This is a genomic window from Gemmobacter sp. (assembly GCF_016792925.1).
GTDB lineage: Bacteria > Pseudomonadota > Alphaproteobacteria > Rhodobacterales > Rhodobacteraceae > Gemmobacter.
Genome location: NZ_JAEULU010000015.1, coordinates 1 through 19,404, shown reverse-complemented (window position 1 = coordinate 19,404; position 19,404 = coordinate 1). Strand labels below are relative to the sequence as shown.

At 66.7% G+C, this 19,404-nt stretch carries 22 protein-coding genes; 17 read left to right on the top strand and 5 right to left on the bottom strand.

Annotated elements, in window-relative coordinates:
* The 11 genes from JNN06_RS00905 to JNN06_RS00855 all read left to right on the top strand — a co-directional run.
* Window positions 1-516, top strand: a 516-nt coding sequence (locus JNN06_RS00905) for an alpha/beta fold hydrolase (RefSeq protein ID WP_366812296.1), incomplete at its 5' end; no start/stop codon positions are given.
* An 18-nt stretch (window positions 517-534) separates the two neighbouring features.
* Window positions 535-2,544: an alpha/beta fold hydrolase gene (locus JNN06_RS00900; protein WP_291237717.1), complete on the top strand. Its 2,010-nt coding sequence runs from the start codon at window positions 535-537 to the stop codon at window positions 2,542-2,544.
* Window position 2,545: 1 nt separating this feature from the next.
* Complete coding sequence (locus JNN06_RS00895) at window positions 2,546-3,970, top strand: class I tRNA ligase family protein (protein WP_291237716.1); 1,425 nt, start codon at window positions 2,546-2,548, stop codon at window positions 3,968-3,970.
* Entirely contained in the window at window positions 3,957-4,439 is a 483-nt protein-coding gene (locus JNN06_RS00890) for a hypothetical protein (protein ID WP_291237715.1), read from the top strand. Before JNN06_RS00895 ends, JNN06_RS00890 begins: the two co-directional genes overlap by 14 nt.
* Window positions 4,432-4,947, top strand: a complete 516-nt coding sequence (locus JNN06_RS00885) for a GNAT family N-acetyltransferase (protein ID WP_291237714.1) — start codon at window positions 4,432-4,434, stop codon at window positions 4,945-4,947. Before JNN06_RS00890 ends, JNN06_RS00885 begins: the two co-directional genes overlap by 8 nt.
* Window positions 4,944-6,578 carry an amino acid adenylation domain-containing protein gene (locus JNN06_RS00880; RefSeq protein ID WP_291237713.1) on the top strand — a complete coding sequence of 545 codons (1,635 nt, stop codon included), beginning with the start codon at window positions 4,944-4,946 and terminating at the stop codon, window positions 6,576-6,578. Before JNN06_RS00885 ends, JNN06_RS00880 begins: the two co-directional genes overlap by 4 nt.
* The gene (locus tag JNN06_RS00875; RefSeq protein WP_291237712.1) at window positions 6,568-6,810 is read left to right on the top strand and encodes a phosphopantetheine-binding protein; all 243 of its coding nucleotides are present in this window, start codon (window positions 6,568-6,570) and stop codon (window positions 6,808-6,810) included. Before JNN06_RS00880 ends, JNN06_RS00875 begins: the two co-directional genes overlap by 11 nt.
* A 4-nt stretch (window positions 6,811-6,814) precedes the next feature.
* Window positions 6,815-7,204, top strand: a complete 390-nt coding sequence (locus tag JNN06_RS00870) for a cupin domain-containing protein (protein WP_291237711.1) — start codon at window positions 6,815-6,817, stop codon at window positions 7,202-7,204.
* A gap of 23 nt (window positions 7,205-7,227) precedes the next feature.
* Window positions 7,228-8,280 (top strand): FAD-dependent oxidoreductase, encoded by a 1,053-nt coding sequence (locus JNN06_RS00865; RefSeq protein WP_291237710.1) that lies wholly within the window; start codon window positions 7,228-7,230, stop codon window positions 8,278-8,280.
* Window positions 8,277-9,260, top strand: coding sequence for a hypothetical protein (locus JNN06_RS00860; protein ID WP_291237709.1), 984 nt, complete (start codon window positions 8,277-8,279; stop codon window positions 9,258-9,260). Before JNN06_RS00865 ends, JNN06_RS00860 begins: the two co-directional genes overlap by 4 nt.
* A 3-nt stretch (window positions 9,261-9,263) precedes the next feature.
* Window positions 9,264-10,139: an alpha/beta hydrolase fold domain-containing protein gene (locus tag JNN06_RS00855; protein WP_291237708.1), complete on the top strand. Its 876-nt coding sequence runs from the start codon at window positions 9,264-9,266 to the stop codon at window positions 10,137-10,139.
* 7 nt (window positions 10,140-10,146) lie between these two features.
* Here JNN06_RS00855 and JNN06_RS00850 read toward each other — a convergent pair whose 3' ends face one another.
* A complete protein-coding gene (locus tag JNN06_RS00850) occupies window positions 10,147-10,863 on the bottom strand; it encodes a LuxR family transcriptional regulator (protein ID WP_291237707.1) in 717 nt (238 codons plus the stop codon).
* Window positions 10,864-11,209: 346 nt separating this feature from the next.
* Between JNN06_RS00850 and JNN06_RS00845 the strand changes: the two genes are divergently transcribed.
* The 4 genes from JNN06_RS00845 to rpmG all read left to right on the top strand — a co-directional run bounded on the left by JNN06_RS00845 (window position 11,210) and on the right by rpmG (window position 13,585).
* Window positions 11,210-11,872 (top strand): acyl-homoserine-lactone synthase, encoded by a 663-nt coding sequence (locus JNN06_RS00845; protein ID WP_291237706.1) that lies wholly within the window; start codon window positions 11,210-11,212, stop codon window positions 11,870-11,872.
* Entirely contained in the window at window positions 11,869-12,495 is a 627-nt protein-coding gene (locus JNN06_RS00840; RefSeq protein ID WP_291237705.1) for a hypothetical protein, read from the top strand. The genes JNN06_RS00845 and JNN06_RS00840 overlap by 4 nt, the downstream gene beginning before the upstream one ends.
* Window positions 12,496-12,583: 88 nt before the next feature.
* A complete protein-coding gene (locus JNN06_RS00835) occupies window positions 12,584-13,294 on the top strand; it encodes a DUF533 domain-containing protein (RefSeq protein WP_291237704.1) in 711 nt (236 codons plus the stop codon).
* A 123-nt stretch (window positions 13,295-13,417) separates the two neighbouring features.
* The gene (rpmG, locus tag JNN06_RS00830) at window positions 13,418-13,585 is read left to right on the top strand and encodes a 50S ribosomal protein L33 (RefSeq protein ID WP_011750518.1); all 168 of its coding nucleotides are present in this window, start codon (window positions 13,418-13,420) and stop codon (window positions 13,583-13,585) included.
* A 93-nt stretch (window positions 13,586-13,678) separates the two neighbouring features.
* Here the strand turns inward: rpmG and JNN06_RS00825 are convergent, their stop codons facing one another.
* The 4 genes from JNN06_RS00825 to JNN06_RS00810 all read right to left on the bottom strand — a co-directional run bounded on the left by JNN06_RS00825 (window position 13,679) and on the right by JNN06_RS00810 (window position 17,538).
* The gene (locus JNN06_RS00825; protein ID WP_291237703.1) at window positions 13,679-14,608 is read right to left on the bottom strand and encodes a hypothetical protein; all 930 of its coding nucleotides are present in this window, start codon (window positions 14,606-14,608) and stop codon (window positions 13,679-13,681) included.
* Window positions 14,598-16,298: an Hsp70 family protein gene (locus JNN06_RS00820; protein WP_291237702.1), complete on the bottom strand. Its 1,701-nt coding sequence runs from the start codon at window positions 16,296-16,298 to the stop codon at window positions 14,598-14,600. Before JNN06_RS00820 ends, JNN06_RS00825 begins: the two co-directional genes overlap by 11 nt.
* A gap of 116 nt (window positions 16,299-16,414) precedes the next feature.
* Window positions 16,415-17,191 carry a Bax inhibitor-1/YccA family protein gene (locus tag JNN06_RS00815; RefSeq protein WP_291237701.1) on the bottom strand — a complete coding sequence of 259 codons (777 nt, stop codon included), beginning with the start codon at window positions 17,189-17,191 and terminating at the stop codon, window positions 16,415-16,417.
* 131 nt (window positions 17,192-17,322) lie between these two features.
* Complete coding sequence (locus tag JNN06_RS00810) at window positions 17,323-17,538, bottom strand: hypothetical protein (protein WP_291237700.1); 216 nt, start codon at window positions 17,536-17,538, stop codon at window positions 17,323-17,325.
* 116 nt (window positions 17,539-17,654) lie between these two features.
* Here JNN06_RS00810 and JNN06_RS00805 point away from each other — a divergent pair, with 116 nt between their 5' ends.
* Both JNN06_RS00805 and JNN06_RS00800 read left to right on the top strand, forming a co-directional pair.
* Window positions 17,655-18,527, top strand: coding sequence for a LysR family transcriptional regulator (locus tag JNN06_RS00805; RefSeq protein WP_291237699.1), 873 nt, complete (start codon window positions 17,655-17,657; stop codon window positions 18,525-18,527).
* Window positions 18,528-18,575: 48 nt separating this feature from the next.
* Window positions 18,576-19,289, top strand: a complete 714-nt coding sequence (locus JNN06_RS00800; RefSeq protein ID WP_291237698.1) for a tRNA (guanine(46)-N(7))-methyltransferase TrmB — start codon at window positions 18,576-18,578, stop codon at window positions 19,287-19,289.
* Window positions 19,290-19,404 lie beyond the last annotated feature (115 nt).

Below are 19,404 nucleotides of genomic sequence, written 5' to 3'. Positions count from 1 at the left end.
CTGGTGGCCCCGACCGGCCTGCCTGCCGACAGCCCGCTGATCTGGAAACTGGCGGGCGTGCCGGTTCTGGGCGCAGCTTTGCGCGACATCACCCCGGATGTCGTGGTGGCGGACAACCTGCATCAGGCCTTCCATGACGATACCAAGGTGACGCCCGAACTGGTGGCGCGCTACCGCGACATGATCCTGCGCGAAGGTGCCCGCGAGGCGCTGTTTGAACGCATGCAGGCGGTGAGCTTCGCCCGGCGGGAAGAACTCCCCTGCCTCACCCAACCGACGCTGATCCTCTGGGGGGCCGAGGATGCCTGGCTGCCGCCCGCCTTGGGCAAAGGCTTTGCCGCCGCCATTCCGGGCAGTGAGCTGCATCTGATCCCCGCCACCGGCCATGACCTGCCGGAGGAGGCCGACCCGGCCATGGTGGCGGGCCTCATCACCGGCTGGCTGCGCGCTGAACCCATGTTGCACCCGGCTGCCGGAGCGCCTTCGGGCTGCCCGGCACCCGCCCCAACCCTTTGAGTTGAAAGGAAGACTGCGATGACGATCCTGATCACCGGGGCGACCGGCTTTGTCGGCTCTGCCTTTCTGGCGCGGCTTTTGCGCAGCGCCGATTTCGAGGGCGGCAAGGTCTTTGCTCTGGCGCGCGGCGCCAATGCCGCCGACCGGCTGGAGCGCGCCCTCGCTCGTGCCCTGAACGCTGCCGGGCGCAGCGATGTGAGCGCCGCTGACCTCATGGCGGGCATCACCCTGCTGCAAGGCGATGTGGCGGCCCCCGATTTCAACCTTTGCCCCGCCGATCTGGCCCTGCTGGACACGGCGCGGGTGAGCCAGATCTGGCACATCGCCTCGGATCTGTCGCCCGAAGGGTGGGAGGCCAATGTCGCCGCCGCCCGCGCCCTTGCCGCCATGGCCGAGCGGTTGCAGGTGACGCGGGTGCATTACCTGTCCACCGCCTATGTCACCGGGCAGGGCGTGACGGAATGCCCGGTCACGGCCTCGGTCACCGGGGTCACGCGGTTCAACAATGATTACGAGCGCGGCAAACATGCCGCCGAGGTGGTGCTGGCCGAGGCCGCGCGGCTGCAAGGCTGGGCGCTGTCGATCCTGCGGCCCAGCATCATCACCGGGGCGCGGGCCTCGAAACTGCCCGGCGGGTCTGCCTCGGCGCTCTATGGCGTGGTGCAGGTGCTGGCGCAGGAGGCGGCCCGGCAGGCCCGCCATGGCGCGCGGCGCATCACGCTCTTGTGCGGCGATGGTGATCTGAACCTTGTGGGCATTGACCGCGTGGTGGATCAGATGATTGCCGCGCAAGCCCGCAGCGCGATTGCCGGCGGCGCCCGCACCGAGGCGCGCTTTATCGGCGGCAGCAATCTGCCGGTGCGGCTGGTGGTGGCGGCGCTGTCCGACCGGCTGGGGCTGGAGATCGCCTGCACCCCCAACCCAGCCGATCTGCCCGAAGCCGATTTGCGGCTGAATGCGCGGCTGGCCTTCTTCCTGCCCTATACGCGGCGCGACAATCGCAAGGTGTTTCATGGCGAAGATCTGCCCGAGGCCGACCGGATCTATGAGATCGACCTGCTGAACCTGATCGAGGCGGCGCGGAACGAGACGGCGCATGGCCCGCTGATGGATCGGCTGCGCCTGCTGCATCTGCCGCGCGCCGATGGCAGCCGCCTTGTGGCCTATGCCAATCGCGATTTCAGCCCGGCCCGCCCGACGGCGGTGATCGTCAATGCCTATGGCATGCCGGTGAATGTGCTGCATCCGCTGATCGCCGGGCTGGCGGGGCAGGGGTTCAACACCCTGACCTGGGACTGCCGGGGCCTGCCCGATACCGGCTTTGACATGAACCGCCCGGCGCTGTCGGTGGCCGATCATGCGGGCGATTTCGATCTGGTGACCCGCGCCTTTGGCGTGGCCCGCGTAGCGCTGCTGGGCTGGTCCACCGGCGCGGTGGTGGCCTCGCATATCGCGGCCCATGCTCCGGCGCGGGTGGAAAGCCTGTCGCTGCTGAATGGCAGCTTCATGCATCCCGGCGCCACGCTCACGCTGTTCCAGCAGAACCTCGCCTCGATCATGCCCAAGGTCGCGCTCAGCCCCGGCGTGGCGGCGATGCTGTATAACTCGGTCTTCAAGGAAGATCGCACCCGCTTTGTGAAGCTGATGACCCGCGACATCAGCCGCAAGGCCAATGAGGCGATGAGCGTCACCGAGCCGCAGCACAAGCATATCGTGCAGGCGCTGACCGCCGGGCCGGATCAGGTGTTCCGCTATGCGCGGCTGATCCGGGCCTTCGTGAAGGAAAACCCGCTGCTCTGGCTGGGCCGGATCACTGCGCCGACGCGGTTGTTCACCGGCCCTGCCGACATCACCGCCCATCCCCAAGGCTCGGTCGAGGCGCGCGAGGCGATCCCCGGCGCCAGCCTGCATATCGAGCCCGGCACCAGCCATCTGGCGCTGTTCGACCATCCCGCCTTCCTCGCCGCCGTTCTGGGCTTTGTCGCCCATGAGCATTCCCTGCAAACCCAGCTGAAAAAGGTTGCCTGACATGGCGCGCTACATCGTTACCGTGACCCCGCCCACCCCGAATGGCGACCTGCATCTGGGTCACCTCTCCGGTCCCTTTCTGGCCGCCGACATCTGCCGCCGCAGCCTGATGGCCAAGGGGCATGAGGTCATCATGGTCTGTTATTCCGATGATTATCAAAGCTATCTGCCGCGCAAGGCCGAGGCGCTGAACCGCTCTGCCGCCGATTACGGCGCGCTGATGCGCCGCGCCATCGTGCTGTCCTCCGAGCTGGCGGGGGTGGAGTTCGACCACTTCCCCCCGGCCCGCGACAACCCCTGGTTCCGCGACAGTGTGGAGCATTATCTGGATTGCGTGGCCGAGGATGTTTCGGCGCAGGTGGTCTCGGTGCATCGCTGCCCGAATTGCCGCAAATGGGGGCATGAGGCCTGGGGGCGCGGCGGCTGCAACAGCTGCGGCACCAGCTCGGACGCCTCGCAATGCGAGGGCTGCGCGTCCAAGCCGATCCCGGCGCTGATGACCGGCATGACCTGCATCGCCTGCGGCACGCCGATGCGGATGGAGACGCAAACCGCGCAGGTCTGGGCCTTGGGCCGCCATTTCGAGACCGTGGCCGCCTGGCACGCCACCCGGGGCATGCGCGATGATCTGCGCGATTATCTGGCGGCGAACCTTGCCAAGACCTCGGATACCTGGCCGATCACCCGGCCCGGCGATGCGGGCCTGCCGGTGGCGCGCTTTGGCGGTGACCCGGTGCATACCTGGTTCATGGGCCTGTCTGGCTACCGCGCTGCCGTGAAGGAATATCTGGAAGATCACCCGGAGCGGGGCCGCTTTGCCGACTGGTGGTCGCCGCAGACGAACCTTGTGCATTTCCTGGGCTTTGACTGCTCTTACAGCCATGCCATCGCCTATGCGGTGCAACAGGTTTGCGATCCGTCCGGGCCGACCATCGGGCGCTTTGTCACCAACCGTTTCCTGATGCTGGACGGTGACGATTTCTCTACCAGCCGGGGCAATGCGGTCTGGATCAAGGATGTGACCGGGCTGTACCCCGCCGATGCGATCCGGCTGTTCACCGCGCTGCATGCGCCGGAAACCAAGGCCGAAAACTTTGTCATGGCCGAGTTCAAGGCCTGGGTGCAGGAGGTGTTCCGCCCGCTCGCCGCCGAGCTGACCCGCGCCGTGGAACAGGGCCTGCCCGCGCAATCCACCTCGCGCTGGACCGGCACCGCCGCCGCGATTGCCTGCGCCGATGCCGCGCGGCTGGACAGCTTCTCGATGCAGTGCATGGCGCGTTCGGTCCTGCGGCTGCTGGAGGAGGTGCGCGCCGCGCCCGCCGCCGACCGCCCCGCCGGTTACCGCCTTGCGATCGACCTGATCGCCCCGATCCTGCCCACCCTTTCTGAAACCCTTGCCCGGACCCTGACCCATGAACCCGCTTGAATATACCCCCCGCCGCGTCGATTTTCTGGGCGCCCTGACCGTTCAGGACACCAAGCTGAAGATCTATTCGCTGATCTCGCCCAAATATGGCGCGGCCCCGCTGCCCGGCATGGACAAGATCGCGCAGCTTCTGGCGCCGGGCCTGCCCGACCCCAAGCTGGAGGCCGATCACAAGATCGGTTTCGGCATCCTGCACTGGGCCAATGACGGGCTTTATACCCTCACGAACACCTGGTTCGATGCCAATATGCTGCGCATGAAGGCCTTCAAGATCGACAGTTTTGAAAGCGACACGCCCGAGATGATGTCGCTGGATCACCTCAACGTCATCACCTGTGTGTGGGAGCTGGAGATCTACAAATACGAGCGCGACCTTTGGGTGCGGCAGGTGCTGGCGCAAAACCCGGCCAGCCTGACCGACGAGATCGTCGCGGAATATCTCTCATTGGGGTTCAATGGCTATGTGTAACGCAAGCTGCACCCTGATCCGCCCGGCGCGGGCGGCGGATATGGCGGCGCTGGCCCGGCTGATCGAGGATCACGCCGCCTATGAGGGCCTGCCGCTGGCGGCGGGCTTCCAGCGGCAAGAGGCGCTGGCGGCGCTGGCCTTTGGCGAGGCGGCGAAGATCAACCTCTGGGTCGTGACCCGGCACCAGATCCCGGTCGGCTATATGTCGGCCACGGTCGATCACAGCACCTGGAGCGCGGCGCCCTTCGTCTATCTCGATTGCCTTTACCTTGCCGAGAGCGCGCGGGGGCAGGGGCTGGGGCGGCGGCTGATGGCGGTGCTGGAGGCCTTTGCCCTCAGCCGGGGCTGCGCCCGCATCGAATGGCAAACCCCGCCCGACAATGCCTTGGGGCTGGCCTTCTATCGCCGCATCGGCGCGACCGAGCTGCCGAAGGCCCGGTTCAGCCTTGGTGTTGGCGTGCCGAAGGTGGGGGCGCGCTGCACCGACCCCTGCGAGGTGCCGGCATGAATGCGCTGCCGCAGCCCTGGTCCTGGGAGACCGGCGCCGAGGCCTTCGTGCCCGGCCCGACCACCGCCTTGGGCGATCTCTTCGCCCATGGCCTCAGCCGCTGCCCCGACCGCGCGGCGATCAGCGATGGCAAGCTGGAATTCAGCTTCCGTGCGCTGGATGCGCTGTCCTGGCGCATCGCCGCCCGGCTGCGCGCCCTTGGCACCGGGCCCGGTGACCGGGTGGCCGTTATCGCCGCCAAATCGGCGCTGATGCCTGCGGTGGTGGTGGCGATCTGGAAATGTGGTGCGGTCTATGCGCCGCTGGACGCCGACTCGCCCGCCGCGCGGCTGGACAGTCTGGTCACCCGCCTCGCCCCCGCCGCCGTGGTGGCGCTGGAGCGCGACTATGCCCTGGGCCAAACCCCGGTGATCGGCCCGCGCGATCTGGAGGCGCTGCGGCAAGACCCGCGCGAGGCCGCGCGCTGGCCGCTGCCCACGCGTGCCCCCGAGGATCTGGCCTATATCATCTTCACCTCCGGCTCTACCGGCGAGCCCAAAGGGGTGGAGGTGACGGTGGGCAGTCTGCTGGTCTATTTCCGCGTCCATAACCGGGTGCTGCGCTTCACCGACTCCTCGCGCGTGCTGTCCTTCGCGCCCTTCCATTTCGATGTGTCCATCGAGGATACGCTGCTGCCGCTCTCGCTGGGGGCCTTCAGCTATCAATATCGCGGGCTTTATATCGGGGCGCTGATCCGCAAGGTGATGGCCAGCCAGCAGATCAGCCATATGATCGCGGTGTCCACCATCCTCACGCTGATCTCCACCCCCTTGGCCGCCATCGGCGCCTCGGCCTTCCCCGATCTGGAAATGGTGATGACCGGGGCCGAGGTCTGCGACCCCAAGATCATCAACCACTGGGTCGAGGCCGTGCCGGGCGCGCGGGTGATCAATGCCTATGGCCCGACCGAGGTGACCATCGTCTGCCTCTGCCACCATATCCGCGAGGCCGACCACGCCCGCCACGGCTCTTTCCCCATCGGTCTGCCGCTGGAGGAGGTCTCGGCCCTGCTGCTGGACGCGGCGGGCGAGGAGGCGGAGGAGGGCGAGCTGTGCCTTGGTGGCCCGCTGGTGATGCGCGGCTATCTGGATCGGCCCGACCTCACGGCGGGGGTGATCTTTGAACGCGGCGGTTTGCGCTATTACCGTTCGGGCGACATTTGCCGCCGCCTGGCGGATGGCACCATCCAGTATCTTGGCCGCCGCGACGACGAGGTGAAGCTGAACGGCAAGCGCATCCATCTGGGCGAGCTGCGCCAGCGCGCCATGGCCCTGCCGGGGGTGGATCGCGCCGCCGTGGGGCTGGTGGAGCGGGGCGGCTGCCGCGAGATTGCCCTGATCGTCTTTTCCGATCAGCCTGCGGTGATGGACCGCCTGCGCAGCTATCTGGCGGTGCAACTGCCCGCCTATATGCGCCCGACCGTCTGGGCGCATGGCAGCGAGGTCACCCTCTCCGCCTCGGGCAAGACCGACGAGAAGCTGCTGCTGGCCGCCCTGCGCGCGGCAGTGGCGGCGGAACCGCGCCAGACCCGCTTCACCCTGACGCCCGAGGGCACCTTCATCGCAGACGAAAGGATGAATCATGAGCTTTGACCTGCTCTGCCGCGAGATCATCGCGCGCAAACCCGAATTGGCGGCGCCGGGCCTGTTGCAGCCGGAAACCGATCTGGCCGCCGCTGGCATCGACAGCATGACCGTGGTGGACCTCATCATGGTGCTGGCCGAACACCACGGCGCCGATCTGGAAACCGCGCTGGCCGATGTGGAGCCGCCGCGCAGCCTTGCCGACCTCACCGCCCTTGCTGACCGCTTTGAAAAGGCCTGAAACCATGAACCTGATCCGCAAATTCGCAAACGAAGACCTGCATTACGAATACGGGCTGGACGGCATCCGCACCTTCCCCTGGCCGGGCATCACGCCGCCCTTTGGCGGGGGCTATTGCATCGTGCGCCCCGGCACCGACACGCTGGCCCATGTGAACTCGCCCTCCGACGAGGATGAAATGTTCATCGCCATCGCGGGCGAGGCCGAGGTGCTGCTGGATGGCACCAGCCACCGGGTGAAACAGGGCGACATCGTGATGATCCCGCGCGGCGTCGATCACTTCGTGCGCAATGACACTGCCGAACCCTTCCACTTCTACACGATCTGGTGGAGCGGGCAGGACGTGGCCGCCTATCTTGCCGCCGAGGGCCAACGCGCCCCGGTCGCGGCCTGAGCCGCGCGAGGCGAGGGGGCGTCATGGAAGACATCGTCATCATCGGCGGCGGCCTGTCCGGGGCGGCCCTTCTGTGGTCGCTGGCCGAGGCCGGGCGGCAGGCCTTGCTGCTGGAGGGCAACGTGATCGGCGGCGGCGGCGCCACCGCCCATTCGCGCGGCATCGTGCGGGTCTATGACCCGGTGCCGCAACTGGCCGCCTGGTCGCTGGAGGGGCTGCGCTTCTGGCAGAGCTTTTCCGAGGGGCGGCCCGGCGTCTATACGCCGGTCGGCATGGCCTATTTCCTCGCACCGGAGAATATCGCCCGGGCCGAGGCCTTCCTCTCTGGCCCCGGCGGCAACAGCCATGGCATGCGTCTGGCCCGCGCCGCCGAAATCGCCGAGCGCTGCCCGGTGCTGCATGACGGCTTTGCCGCCGATGATCGCGTGGCGCTTTGGGAACCCGAGGCGGGCCATGTCGACCCGCGCGCCGCCGCCCGCGCCTTGGCCGATGTGGCCGTGGGGCAGGGCGCGGCGGTGATCGAGGGCATCCCGATTCGCCGCATCCGCCAGATGGCCGATCACTTCCGGGTGGAAACCGGCTTCGGCGCGGTGGAGGCGCGGCAGGTGGTCATGGCGACCGGCGCCGCCGCGCGCCTTTTGGAGGAGGATTTGCCGCTGGAAACCCGCTCCATCGTGCTGTCGTGCTTTGCCGCGCCGGGCGGCGCGCAACCCGGCATCTGCCTGATCGACGAGGTGTCGCAAAGCTATCTGCGGCCGGGCCAGCCGGGGCACTTTTATGTGGGCGGCGCCAAGCCCGCCATTAGCCCCAGCCCCGCCGCGCTGGAGATCGACGCCCCCGGCGCCATGGTGGAAAACATCGCCAATGCGCGGGTCTTGCTGGGCGACCATGGTTATCAGCCGGTGAATGCCCATCTGGGCCATGATGGCTATACCGCCGATTACCTGCCGCTGCTGCGCGATCCGGGGCCGGGGCAGGTGGGGCTGTTCACCGGCTTTTCCGGGCGCGGGGCAAAATACATTCCGGTTCTGGCGCAAACTTGCGTGCAAGGCTGGCTGCAACGGGGGCTGATATGAGCCCGCTGCCCGCCGCCGTCGCCGCCGCTTTGCAACAGGCGCTGGACGCGCCGCGCCGCGCCGCGCGCATCGCCTGTGTTGCCTGCCTTGATCCGGCGCGCAGCGTCCATACGCCGGGCTTTCTGCGCGCCGTCTCGCTGGCCGAGGAATTCGCGCTGGAAGGGCGGGCGCAAGTCCTGCTGTTCGACGACCGCGCCAGTCCCGAAACGGCGCGCAGCGCGGCGGGCCAGATCCTCGCCGCCCGCCCCGAGGTGGTGGTGGGGCATTTCGCCTCCTCTGCCGCCGGGGTGGCGGCGCCGCTTTACCGCCGCGCCGGGCTGCCTCTGGTGCTGCCCGCTGCGACGCAGGCCAGCCTGACCGAGGGAGGCGGGGTCTATCGCCTGTGCGATACCGATGCCGATCTGTGCGACTGGCTGGCAGAGGCGCTGGATGTGACAGTGGACGCGATCGAGACCGACGGATCGGCCCATGGCGAAAGCCTGCGGGCGCTGTTCGCCCGAACCCCCGCCTATCAGCCGCGCCCCCGCGCCGAAACCGTGCTGTTTTCCGGCATGTATCGCCCTTCCGTCGCCTTTGTGGCGCAGACGGCGGCGCGCTGCGTGGTGCTGACCGATGATGCCGATATGCCGATGCTGGCGCAGGATCTGGTGCGGGCGGGCGTGGACCTGCGGCAGCGCCGGGTGCTGGTGGCCGCCCTGCGCCCGCAACCGCGCGGGCCTTTGGCCGACACCATCGCGCGGGCCTGCCTGCGCCGCCATGGCCTTGGCCCCGGCACCTATTTCTGGGAAACCGTCGCGGCGCTGCAAGTGGCGACCGAGATCGGCCAGGCCGCGCTGACCGGCAATGGCCCCTGGCTGGGCCGGGTGCGCGACACCGTGCTGGGCCCGATCCGCTTTGATGCGCAGGGCGAGGCGCGGCTGCGCCAGTTCCACCTGCGCGACCTGACCCGCGAGGGTCTTCCCAGCCTGAAAGGAGCCTGAGCCATGCAGACCGAATTTCGCCGGATCGCCGCCTTGCGCGGGCTGATGATGCGGGGCGACCCGCGCGCGCTGCCCGATTTTGGCCGGGCGGCGGCGGCGGGCTGGATCGCGCGCCATGCCCCGGCGCTGCCCGATGGCGTCAACGTCACCCCCTTGGCCGAGGGGCCGGGCCGGGTGTTCACCCCCGCCGGGGCCGAGCCGGGCGCGGCGCTGGTCTATCTTCATGGCGGCGGGCTGGTTTACTATGACAGCGCGGTCTTCACGCCTTTCCTTGCCGGCCTCGCTGCGCGGCTGGGCCGGATGGTCATCGCCCCCGATTACCCCAAGGCGCCCGAGACGCCCGCGCCGCAAATCGCTGCCCATCTGCGCGCGACACTGGCCCGGCTGCGCGCCGCGCGCCCCGGCTGGCGCTTGCAGTTGGCGGGCGACAGCGTGGGAGGCCTTCTGGCCTTGCAGATGGCGCTGCATTGGGCGGCAGAGGGCGCGGGCGCCGAGGCGCTGCACCTGATCTACCCCGTGGCGGGGCGCGGCACCGATCCGGCCGATCCGCATGGCAAGGGCCATTTCCTCGATACCGCGATGATGGACTGGTTTCAGGGCTTCATCGCGCCGCTGATCTCTGACGCCGCCCCGGTCGATCTGCCCTGCGCCAGCCTGCGCGCCCTGCCGCCCACCACGGTGCATCTGGCGGAATGCGACATCCTCGCCCCTGCCGCCTCGCGTCTGGCCGACCGTCTGGCCCAGGCCGGGCGGCTGCGCGCGGCCGTCACCCATCACGGGCTGCCGCATGATTTCTGCCTGTTCGAGGGCGCCAGCCCCGGCGCGCGGGCGGCGGTGGGGCGCATTGCCGGGCTGATGGCGGCAACATGCCCGGCTTGACGGCGCCTTAAATCAACCCGATGGCCGAGGCCTTGGCCACCGCCTGCGCCAGCGACACGCTGTCGAGCTTGATGCGCGCCACTTTCAGATAGCTGCGCACCGTATGCTCCGACAGGTTCAGGATGATGGCGATCTCGGTATGGGTCTTGCCCTCCGAGGTCCATTTCAAACACTCGTATTCGCGCGGCGACAATTGCGGCAGATCGCCCGAGGCGGTGAAAATCTCCGACAGCGCCTTGAAATGCAGATCCTCGGCCAGATCGCGCAGCGTCTGGTCCTGCGCCTCCAGATAGGGCACCCAGGTCTCGCCGCCCTGCGGCATATGGGCGTTGAAGGACAGCAGGCTCAGCCGCCCCATCTTGTCACGATGCGGCACCGAAAAGCCGGACAGGCCCAAACCCATCTGCACCGCCGTCTGCATCATGCCCAGCTGCGCCCGGTCCAGCACCAGCGCCGACCAGCAGAACGGCGCCTCGGTCTTGAAGGCATGGGCCACCACCGGATCAATGCGGATGAAGTCGTTCAGCAGGTAATGGCTGACCCAGCCATTCGGATAGTTGGTGCGCACAAAGGGCGATTCCGGCCCGGCGGCGCGGGGGCGGAACAGGTGAAAGGTGAAGTAATCCACCTGATAGGCCCGGGCGATCAACTCGACCGATTCCTGAATTGAGCCTGACAGCAGGACGTCACGCTGAAGATCGACCGGATCGAAGGGTGCCGTCATGTCTTGCCTCATCTGTGGGGCGGGATGGGCAATTGCTATGGGGCGGATATGGCTTTCGTCAAATCCTTTTCGCGCTGCGGTAGAAAGCTGCTGACGATTTTCGATCCAGTTGGCGCGAAATTGAGCAGCCGCCCCCGGCGCTGATGGCGGCGCTGCCAGAATTTCAACCTGCGCGGCCTCCCGGTTCTCCCCTCTGCCTGCCCTCTCCGCGCGCCAGTCTAGCGGGGCGCCAAATTCGCGCACCCCCCACATCCGTATGTGACGAAACCGCGACCCTCAGGGGGGGAAATATCCGAAAAATCAAAGGCTTCCTAGCGTTGGGACATGACCAGCGAGGGAGCCTGACATGTTCGTTTCGATCCAACCCCACCAGATTGCCGCCCACCGTGACCTCCTCCGCGCGACCTTCCGTCTGCGCAAACGCGTCTTCGCCGATCAGCTGAACTGGGAGGTGCCGGTGATCGGCGATGAGGAGCGCGACGAATATGACGAGCTGGGCGCCAGCTACCTCGTGTGGTGCAGCGAGGATCACCGCACCGTCTATGGCCTGCTGCGCCTGATGCCCACCACCGGCCCGACCCTGCTGCATGACGTGTTCCACGCCACCCATGGCAACAGCGCCGCCCTGGTGCGGGCCGATGTGTGGGAGGGCACCCGCATGTGCATCGACGAAGCCGCGCTGCGCCGCGACATGCCCGAGATCGACGGCGCCAAGGCCTTCAGCATCCTGTTTCTGGCGCTGTGCGAGATGGCGCTTGGCCTTGGCGTGCGGCGCATGGTGTCGAATTATGAACTGGCCATGTCGCGCATCTATCGCCGCGCCGGGCTGGAGTGCGAGGTGCATGGCCATGCCGATGGCTATGGCCTGCGCCCGGTCTATTGCGCCTCCTTCGAGGTCAGCCCCGAAATCCTGGCCGGGCTGCGCGCCCGCCACAAGATCGGCGGTCCGCTGCTGGTCGAGGCGCCGCTGCGCGTGGTGGCCGAACCCGCCGAAGGGCTGGCGGCATGAGCGGGAGTTCTTTTGCCGACAAGGGGTTGCGCGGCGATGGTGGGTTGCGTCTGGATGGCAACCGCGCCAGATTGCTGGGGAAGGTGCGCATGACAGACGGTTTGCTGGATATTCTGGAAGGACGGCCCGAGGCGGCGCTGCATGCGCTGGCGGCGGCCGAGGCCGAGTTGGCGCAGAATGGCGGCGACTGGTTTGCTGCGGGCTGCAAAGGGGCGGCGCTGCTGTTCCTTGCGGCGGATTTCACCGAAGCGCGCCGCGTCGCGCCCTATCACCGCGCCGGTCTGGCGCTGATCGAGCCCGCGCTTGCGGCGGCACAGGCACCGGGCCTGCCCCCCGATCCGGCGCGCCGCGCCTTGTTGCAGCTTTGGGCCGGGCTGGCTTTGGTGCAGTTGAATGCGCCGGGCGATGGCGCCCGCGCCCGGCCCCTGCTGGCCGAGGCCGCGCGCACCCCCGAGCTGCTGCCCGGCTGGGCGCCGGTCTGGGCCGGCGCGGCGCTGGCCCTTGCGGCGGAACGCTGCGGCGACCGCGCGCTGGCCCGTCAGGCCTTCGCCGCCGCCCGCGCGCAGGATGAGGCCGAGGCCGTGCGCATCTATGCGCGCTTCAAAACCTTGCCCAGCGGGTAACGCCGGGCCATTGCGGGTAAAATTCCCCCTGCCTGCGGCACTGCTTGCGCTATGCTGACGGGCGACTCGCAACCTGAAGGGGGCTTTCATGAGTTTCATCAAGACGCTTGCCACGCTGGCCGTCGGCTTTGCCGCCGCCAAGGGCGTGCAGAAGTTTCAGCAATCCGGTGGCCTTGCGGGCATGAAGGACGCGCTGCGCGGCGCGGGCCAGACTGGCGGCATGGCCGATCAGATGGGCGCCATGGCCGACAAGCTGGGCCTGCCCGGCGGCGCGGCCACCGTGCGCGACATGGTGAACCGTTTCGGCACCGGCGCGGCGCAGATGACCGAACAGGCCGAGGCCGGCATGGGCAGCCTGATGGCCGCGATGACCGGCGCGGCCTCTGCCGGGGCCAAGGGCATGGGCGACATGCTGGGTGCGCTGACCGGGGCCACGCCGCTGGGGGCCGCCGCCGAGGAAAACGCCAAGCTGATGATCCGCGCCATGATTCAGGCCGCCAAATCCGATGGCGAGATTGATGCAGCCGAGCGCGAAACGATTCTGTCGCATTTGAAAGACGCCTCCGAGGAGGAAATCGCCTATGTGAAGGCCGAGCTGGACGCGCCGGTCGACATCCCGGGCCTCGCGGCAGCGGTGGGCGAGGGCGCCCGCGCGCAGGTCTATTCCGCCGCGCTGATGGCGATCACCGTCGATACCCCGGCGGAAAAGGCCTATCTGCAAGGGCTTGCCACCGCTTTGGGCCTCGATGCCGCCACCGTGGCGACCATTCACGCGGGCGCCGGCAAACCGGCGCTCTAACCCCTGAAAAACCAGCGGCGGCAGGGGTTTTCGCTGTTGACTCTGCCGCCCCGATCCGTAAAAGGCAGGCTTCAAGAGATTTGAGAAGGCGACGTTGTTTCGCCTGATGCAGGAGAGACGACTATGGCGAAGCCGACGACGATCAAGATCCGTCTGAACTCGACGGCGGGCACCGGGCACTTCTATGTGACCAAGAAGAACGCCCGCACCATGACCGAGAAAATGACGGTCAACAAATATGACCCGGTGGTGCGCAAGCACGTCGAATACAAGGAAGGCAAGATCAAGTAAGATCTGCCCCTCCGCAAGGTTGCAAGGCCGTGGCGCAAGCCGCGGCCTTTTGCGTTTGGGGCCCCACTTCGCCCGACGAGATGAAGGCCCCGACTAGATGAGGGCAGCGTGCAGGATGGCTGCAAGGCCCCAAAGCAGGGCAGCCGGTGCAAGGCTTCTCGCCAGAAGCAGCACCGTGGCCCATGGCCATGCATGGCGCGTCATCAGCGATGGCAAAGCAGATCGGGCGGCTTGCTGCGTGCAATACCCCATGATGAGCGCAAGAAAGACACCGATAGGTATGCTGTCAGGGGCCCGGAACGCCAAATCCAGCAGGGTGGCGCAAAAGACGATGACAAAAAGCAGGGGCGGGAGGGCGGCCTGTAGCACCAAACGCAGATCGCTCTCGGTCGATGACCCTTGATCCCGCAGGCGCTCGGTCATCGCCATCAGGGCGGACATATCCGGACCGAAAGCCGCTTCGTAAGCATATTGATCGCTGAGCCAGCCGAACTGCGTATCCAGCCCCAGAATGGCCTGCGCCGGAAAGGAGGCGGGCAATCGCGGCATGCCGCCATCCGCAGGGCACAAGGTGACATGTCGCACCGCATCCCGCGCCAGGACTTGAAGCACCGGCTTGACTTTCGGGTTCAAAAGCAAGGGCGAGTGCAGCAGTTCCTCCAGCACCTCGGCAGGGTTTTGGGCAAAATGATCTGGGGCCAGCCGGTTCGCCAGTGCGGCAAAGCCAAGCGCCGTCGGGGCGCTTTCCGGCAGGGGCGGGGCCGCTTGCAGTGGCAGCGGCAAGGGTTGGGGTGGCACATCGGCGCCGGGCGCGTCTTGTTCCGAGCTTGCCGCCGGGGGGGGCACATCTGCAACATGCCGCTGCGCCATCTCATAGGCGGCACGCAAGGCCATGAAAGACTCGGTCTCGGTCGCCTGATTGATGCCCTTCAGGCGTCTGGCATAGGCGCGGCGCAGGGTCTTGCCATCGACCGGGCCGTCAAGACCCAGAGCAGACCACGGCCAATCTTGCTCAGGTGACATGGGTGTCTTCCAAGCGGTCCATCAGCCAGTGAAGGTTCTGCCGCATAACGCGGATTTCCTCGGGGTCTTGCCGCTCCAGGGCGCCTTCCCATTCCAGGATCACCTCGGTCAGTTGCTCGCGCTGCATGGCGCGCGCCATGGCCCAAGCGGCATCCAGTCTTGTGGAGATATATATATTCTCGGCAGTCTGACGCGGGCTTATCTTCATGCTTTGCATGCGCTGACGCGCGGTCTCGCACTCGGCGTCGGACATCTTGCCCGCCAGATCCTGAATCAGGATCTGGGTCTCGGTGCCCGAGGACAAGACCTTTGCATCCACCTCCAACAGGCCCGAAATATCGTAGGTGAAGCGCAGGCTGATGATTTCCTGCGCTTCGGTGTTGTGGGGCAGGACGATCTCCATTTCGCCAAGCTTCAGGTTGCTTTCAACGCGTGGGGCTTCGCCTTGATAAATCTTGATCACGATCTTCGTTTGCCCCAGCTCGACGGCCTGTAGATGCTTTTCGCGCGAGGCGGGAATGACGGTGTTGCGTTCGATCAGCGGAAGGTAGAACCCTTTACGCGGCGTTCCGTTCACCAAATTGATCGTCTCGACCCCCAGAGTGAAGGCGGAAACATCCGTCATCACCACGTCATCCAAAGCAGCGTCCCGCGCAACCAAGGCGGCCTGCACGGCGGTGCCCAGGGCCACGACGTGATCGGGATTCACCCCGATCACCGGCAGTTGCCTCAGGCGCTTCGCGGCAAAGGCGCGGGCCGCGGGCATCCGCGAGGCGCCGCCGACCAGTACAAGCCGGTGGATATCCTCGGGCTGCAACCCTGCATCGGAGAGGGCGCGATCCAGCGGCAGCGCCATGCGCTGAACGAGCCGGGCCGTAACCTCCTCAAAGCGGCTGCGGGTCAGGGACAGGTCAATCTCATGCGCGCCCAGCTGCGCGGCAATCTGCACTTCGGCTTTTGTCGAAAGCTGCCGCTTCGCCTGCTCGGCCAGGCGCAGCAGACCTGGCCGCAGCGCCATATCCTCGGCAGACACCCCGCTTTCGAGCGCGATAATGCGGCTCAGCGCCTCGGTAAAATCCTCGCCCCCCAGGAAGGCATCGCCTGCCGAGGCCTTGACCTCGATCACCCCTTCGAAGATCTCGACAATCGAGACATCGAATGTGCCGCCGCCAAGATCGAAAATCAGGGCCAGCGTGCTGTCTTCATCTTCGTCATCCGGGGTTTCATGCAGCCCATAGGCCAAGGCTGCCGCCGTGGGCTCATTGATCAGCCGCAGCACCTCAAGACCGGCGATCTGCCCGGCATCGCGCACGGCCCGCCGCTGCAATTCGTTGAAGTAAGCCGGAACCGAGATCACAACCTCGCGCACCTCGGCCCCCAGATGGGCCTCGGCGTCCTGTTTCAATCTGCGCAGCACCAGCGCAGACAGCTCCACGCTGTCATAGCGCGTCTCCCCCAATTGATAGGCTTTGGCCGTGCCCATACTGCGCTTGAAGCAAGCGGCAGCTTGTCCTGGATCGCTCAGCGCAATCTCCCGCGCGGCTTCGCCCACAACCAGATGACCGTCCCGCAGGGCGACCACCGAGGGCGTCATGAACGACCCCAGCGCATTGGGGATCAGGTCGGGTTTGCCGTCCCGAAATACCGCAATCAGCGAATGTGTGGTGCCAAGATCAATTCCAAAATGCACCCATTTGCCCTTTCGGCACAACCATATCGGTTGTCGAGCCTAATTCGAATAGCCGGAAGCTGCAAAGCAAAAGGCCGGGCGCTTGGCCCGGCCTTTCGGTTTTCGTTCCGGCGCGGTTACTCGCGGTTGCCGAGGAATTGCAGCAGGAACATGAACATGTTGATGAAGTCGAGGTAGAGGGTCAGCGCCCCCATCACAGCCGAGCGACCCAGATAGGCCTCGCCGCCCTGTGCCACATTCATCACATAGTCATTCTTGATCGACTGCGTGTCATAGGCGGTCAGACCGGCAAAGATCAGCACACCGATAAAGGCGATGACGCTCGACAGGCCCTGAATGTCAAAGATCATGTTCACGATCTGCGCCACGATCAGGCCAATCACCCCCATCAGGAGGAAGGTGCCCATGCCGCTCAGGTCGCGCTTGGTGACATAGCCGAACAGGCTCAGCCCCAGGAAGGCGATGGCGGTGACAAGGAAGGTGCTGGCGATCGAGGCGCCGGTGAAGGCGATGAAGATCGAGCTGATCGAAACACCCATGGCCACGGCATAGGCGTAAAAGCCCAGTTGCGCGGCGGCGGGCGACAGGCGGTTGATCATGCCCGACAGGCCGAACACCATGACAAGCGGCAGGAACATCACCACCCATTTCAGCGGGGTGGTGTAGAGCGCCACGCCAAGCGAGGTCAGGAACTGCCCGTCCCGGATCATCACGCCGGTCGCCGGGTCGCTGGTGACCGCAAGCCCCGCAATGGCCCAGGCGGCCGCGCCGGTGATCAGCATCGCCACGGACATCAGCCCGTAGACCTTGTTCATATAGGCGCGAAGGCCTTCGTCGATCTGCGCGGCGGTGGCGCCGATCGTGCCACTGCGCAGGGTGTCATATTGAGCCATGGGTGCCTCCGGTTCAGCTGTCGAGGCCACGCGCACGGATCGCGCGCGCGGCTTATGGGCTGAATATCGGCAGGGTCCGGCCCCGTTTCAAGATGGCCGCCCAGAAAAGCTGCATGGCGCGCGGGAGGATTTCAGCGCCTCCAATGCGCGGGCGCATCCCATTCCGGGGTTTGCGACAGCGCCGCGGCCTCCTCTGCCGTCATGCCGATGTCGCGCAGCAGATGCGGCTCCAGCCGGGCCAGACGCTGCCGGGCGCGGGTCTCGGTTTCCCGCGTGGCCAGCCAGTCCAGCAGGCGACGCAGCAGGGAGGGGCGGGCGGAAGCGGTCGTGCAGGCTTGCGTATACATGTATACACTCCATTTCGTGATACGTTGCGGCGGTTCCATTCGATACAGTGATCTTGACTCGCGGCGATGAATAATGAAAATGAATGATTGTGCGGGGATGTATCACGAGGTGTGATGTGGTGCGAAATCTCGATCTGACGGCGCTGCGCGCCTTTGTCGCCGTGGTGGATGCAGGCGGCGTGACGCGGGCGGCGGGGCTGCTGAACCTGACGCAAAGCGCGGTCTCGATGCAGCTCAAGCGGCTGGAGGACAGCCTCGGCCTTGCGCTGTTCCTGCGCGCGGCGCGCAAGCTGACTCTCACGCCCGAAGGCGAGCAATTGCTGGGCCATGCGCGCCGGATGCTGGCGATCAATGACGAGGCGCTGGCCCGGCTCGGGCTGGCGGGGCATGAGGGCGAAATTCGCCTCGGCGTGCCGCATGATATTGTTTATCCAGCGATTCCCGGCATTCTGAAGCGGCTGGCGGCGCAGTTTCCGCGAGTGCGGGTGAACCTCGCCTCCTCTTTCACCATGCTGTTGCGCGACGGGTTCGCGCGCGGGGAATTTGACCTGATCATCACCACCGAAGACCGCCCCGGCCCCGAGGGCGAGGTGCTGTCGCAGCAGGATCTGGTCTGGGTGGCCGCCTGTGACGGGGCGGCGGCGATGGCGCGCCCGCTGCGGCTGGCCTTCAAGGATACCTGCATCTTCCGCCCCACGGCGCAGGCCGCGCTGGACCGCGCGGGCATCGCCTGGGAGGCCGCGATGGAGGGCGACAGCGAACAGGCCGCCGAGGCGATGGTGGCTGCCGATTTGGCGGTGTCGGCCCGGCTGCGGGGGCGCTGCCCGCCGGGCACCGAGGAAGTGCCGGGCCAGATGCTGCCCGAGCTGGGGGGTCTTGCGATCTGCCTCTATACCGCGCCGACCGCGCAGGGCGCCGCCATCGAGGCGCTGCTGGCCGAATTGCGGCTGGCCTATGGCCCGGCGCGGCGGATCGAAGCGGCGGCTTGACGTCTTGCCCCACGCCCGCTAGGGCGGGGCGCTTCCCGGAGACCCGTCATGACCGATGCCCCCCATCCCGAACGCCGCAACTTCTATGGCCGCACCCATGGCAAGACCCTGCGCGCCAGCCAGAAAACCTATCTGGCCGAAGATCTGGGCAAGCTGAGCCTGCCCGGCATCCGTGTGGCCGACAACCCGGATCGCACGCCGCTGGACATCGCGGCCCTGACCGGCGGGCGGCCCCTGTGGCTGGAAGTGGGCTTTGGCGGCGGCGAGCATCTGGTGCATATGGCCGCGCGCTACCCCGAGATGTTTATCATCGGCTGCGAACCCTTCGTGAATGGCGTGGCGATGCTTCTGGGCAAGATCCGCGATGCGGGCGTGACCAACCTTGCCCTGCATCCCGGCGATGTGCGCGACCTGTTCGACGTGCTGCCCGATGCCTGCCTCGACAAGGCCTTCCTGAACTACCCCGACCCCTGGCCCAAGGCGCGCCACCACCGCCGTCGCTTCGTGACGCCGGACTATCTGCTGCCCTTGGCCCGCAAGATGAAACCGGGAGCCGAATTCCGCGTGGCGACCGATATTCCCGATTACATCCGGCAAACGCTGGAAGAAGTGCCGCCTGCCGGGTTCACCCTGATCTCCACCACCGGCGCAGGCTTTGGCGGCGGCGCGGCATGGAGCGACTGGTATTCCACCCGCTATGAGCAAAAGGCGCTGCGCGAAGGCCGCGATCCGCATTATGTGACTTTCCACCGTCAGAGCTGAGAAGAAGGGAGGGGGCCAGCCCCCTGTTGGGCGGGCCGCGCCAATCACCCCCGGGCGACGTTAATAAAGAAAAAAGGGTGTAGGACGGGGGCTTTGGCCAATTTATGGATAAAAA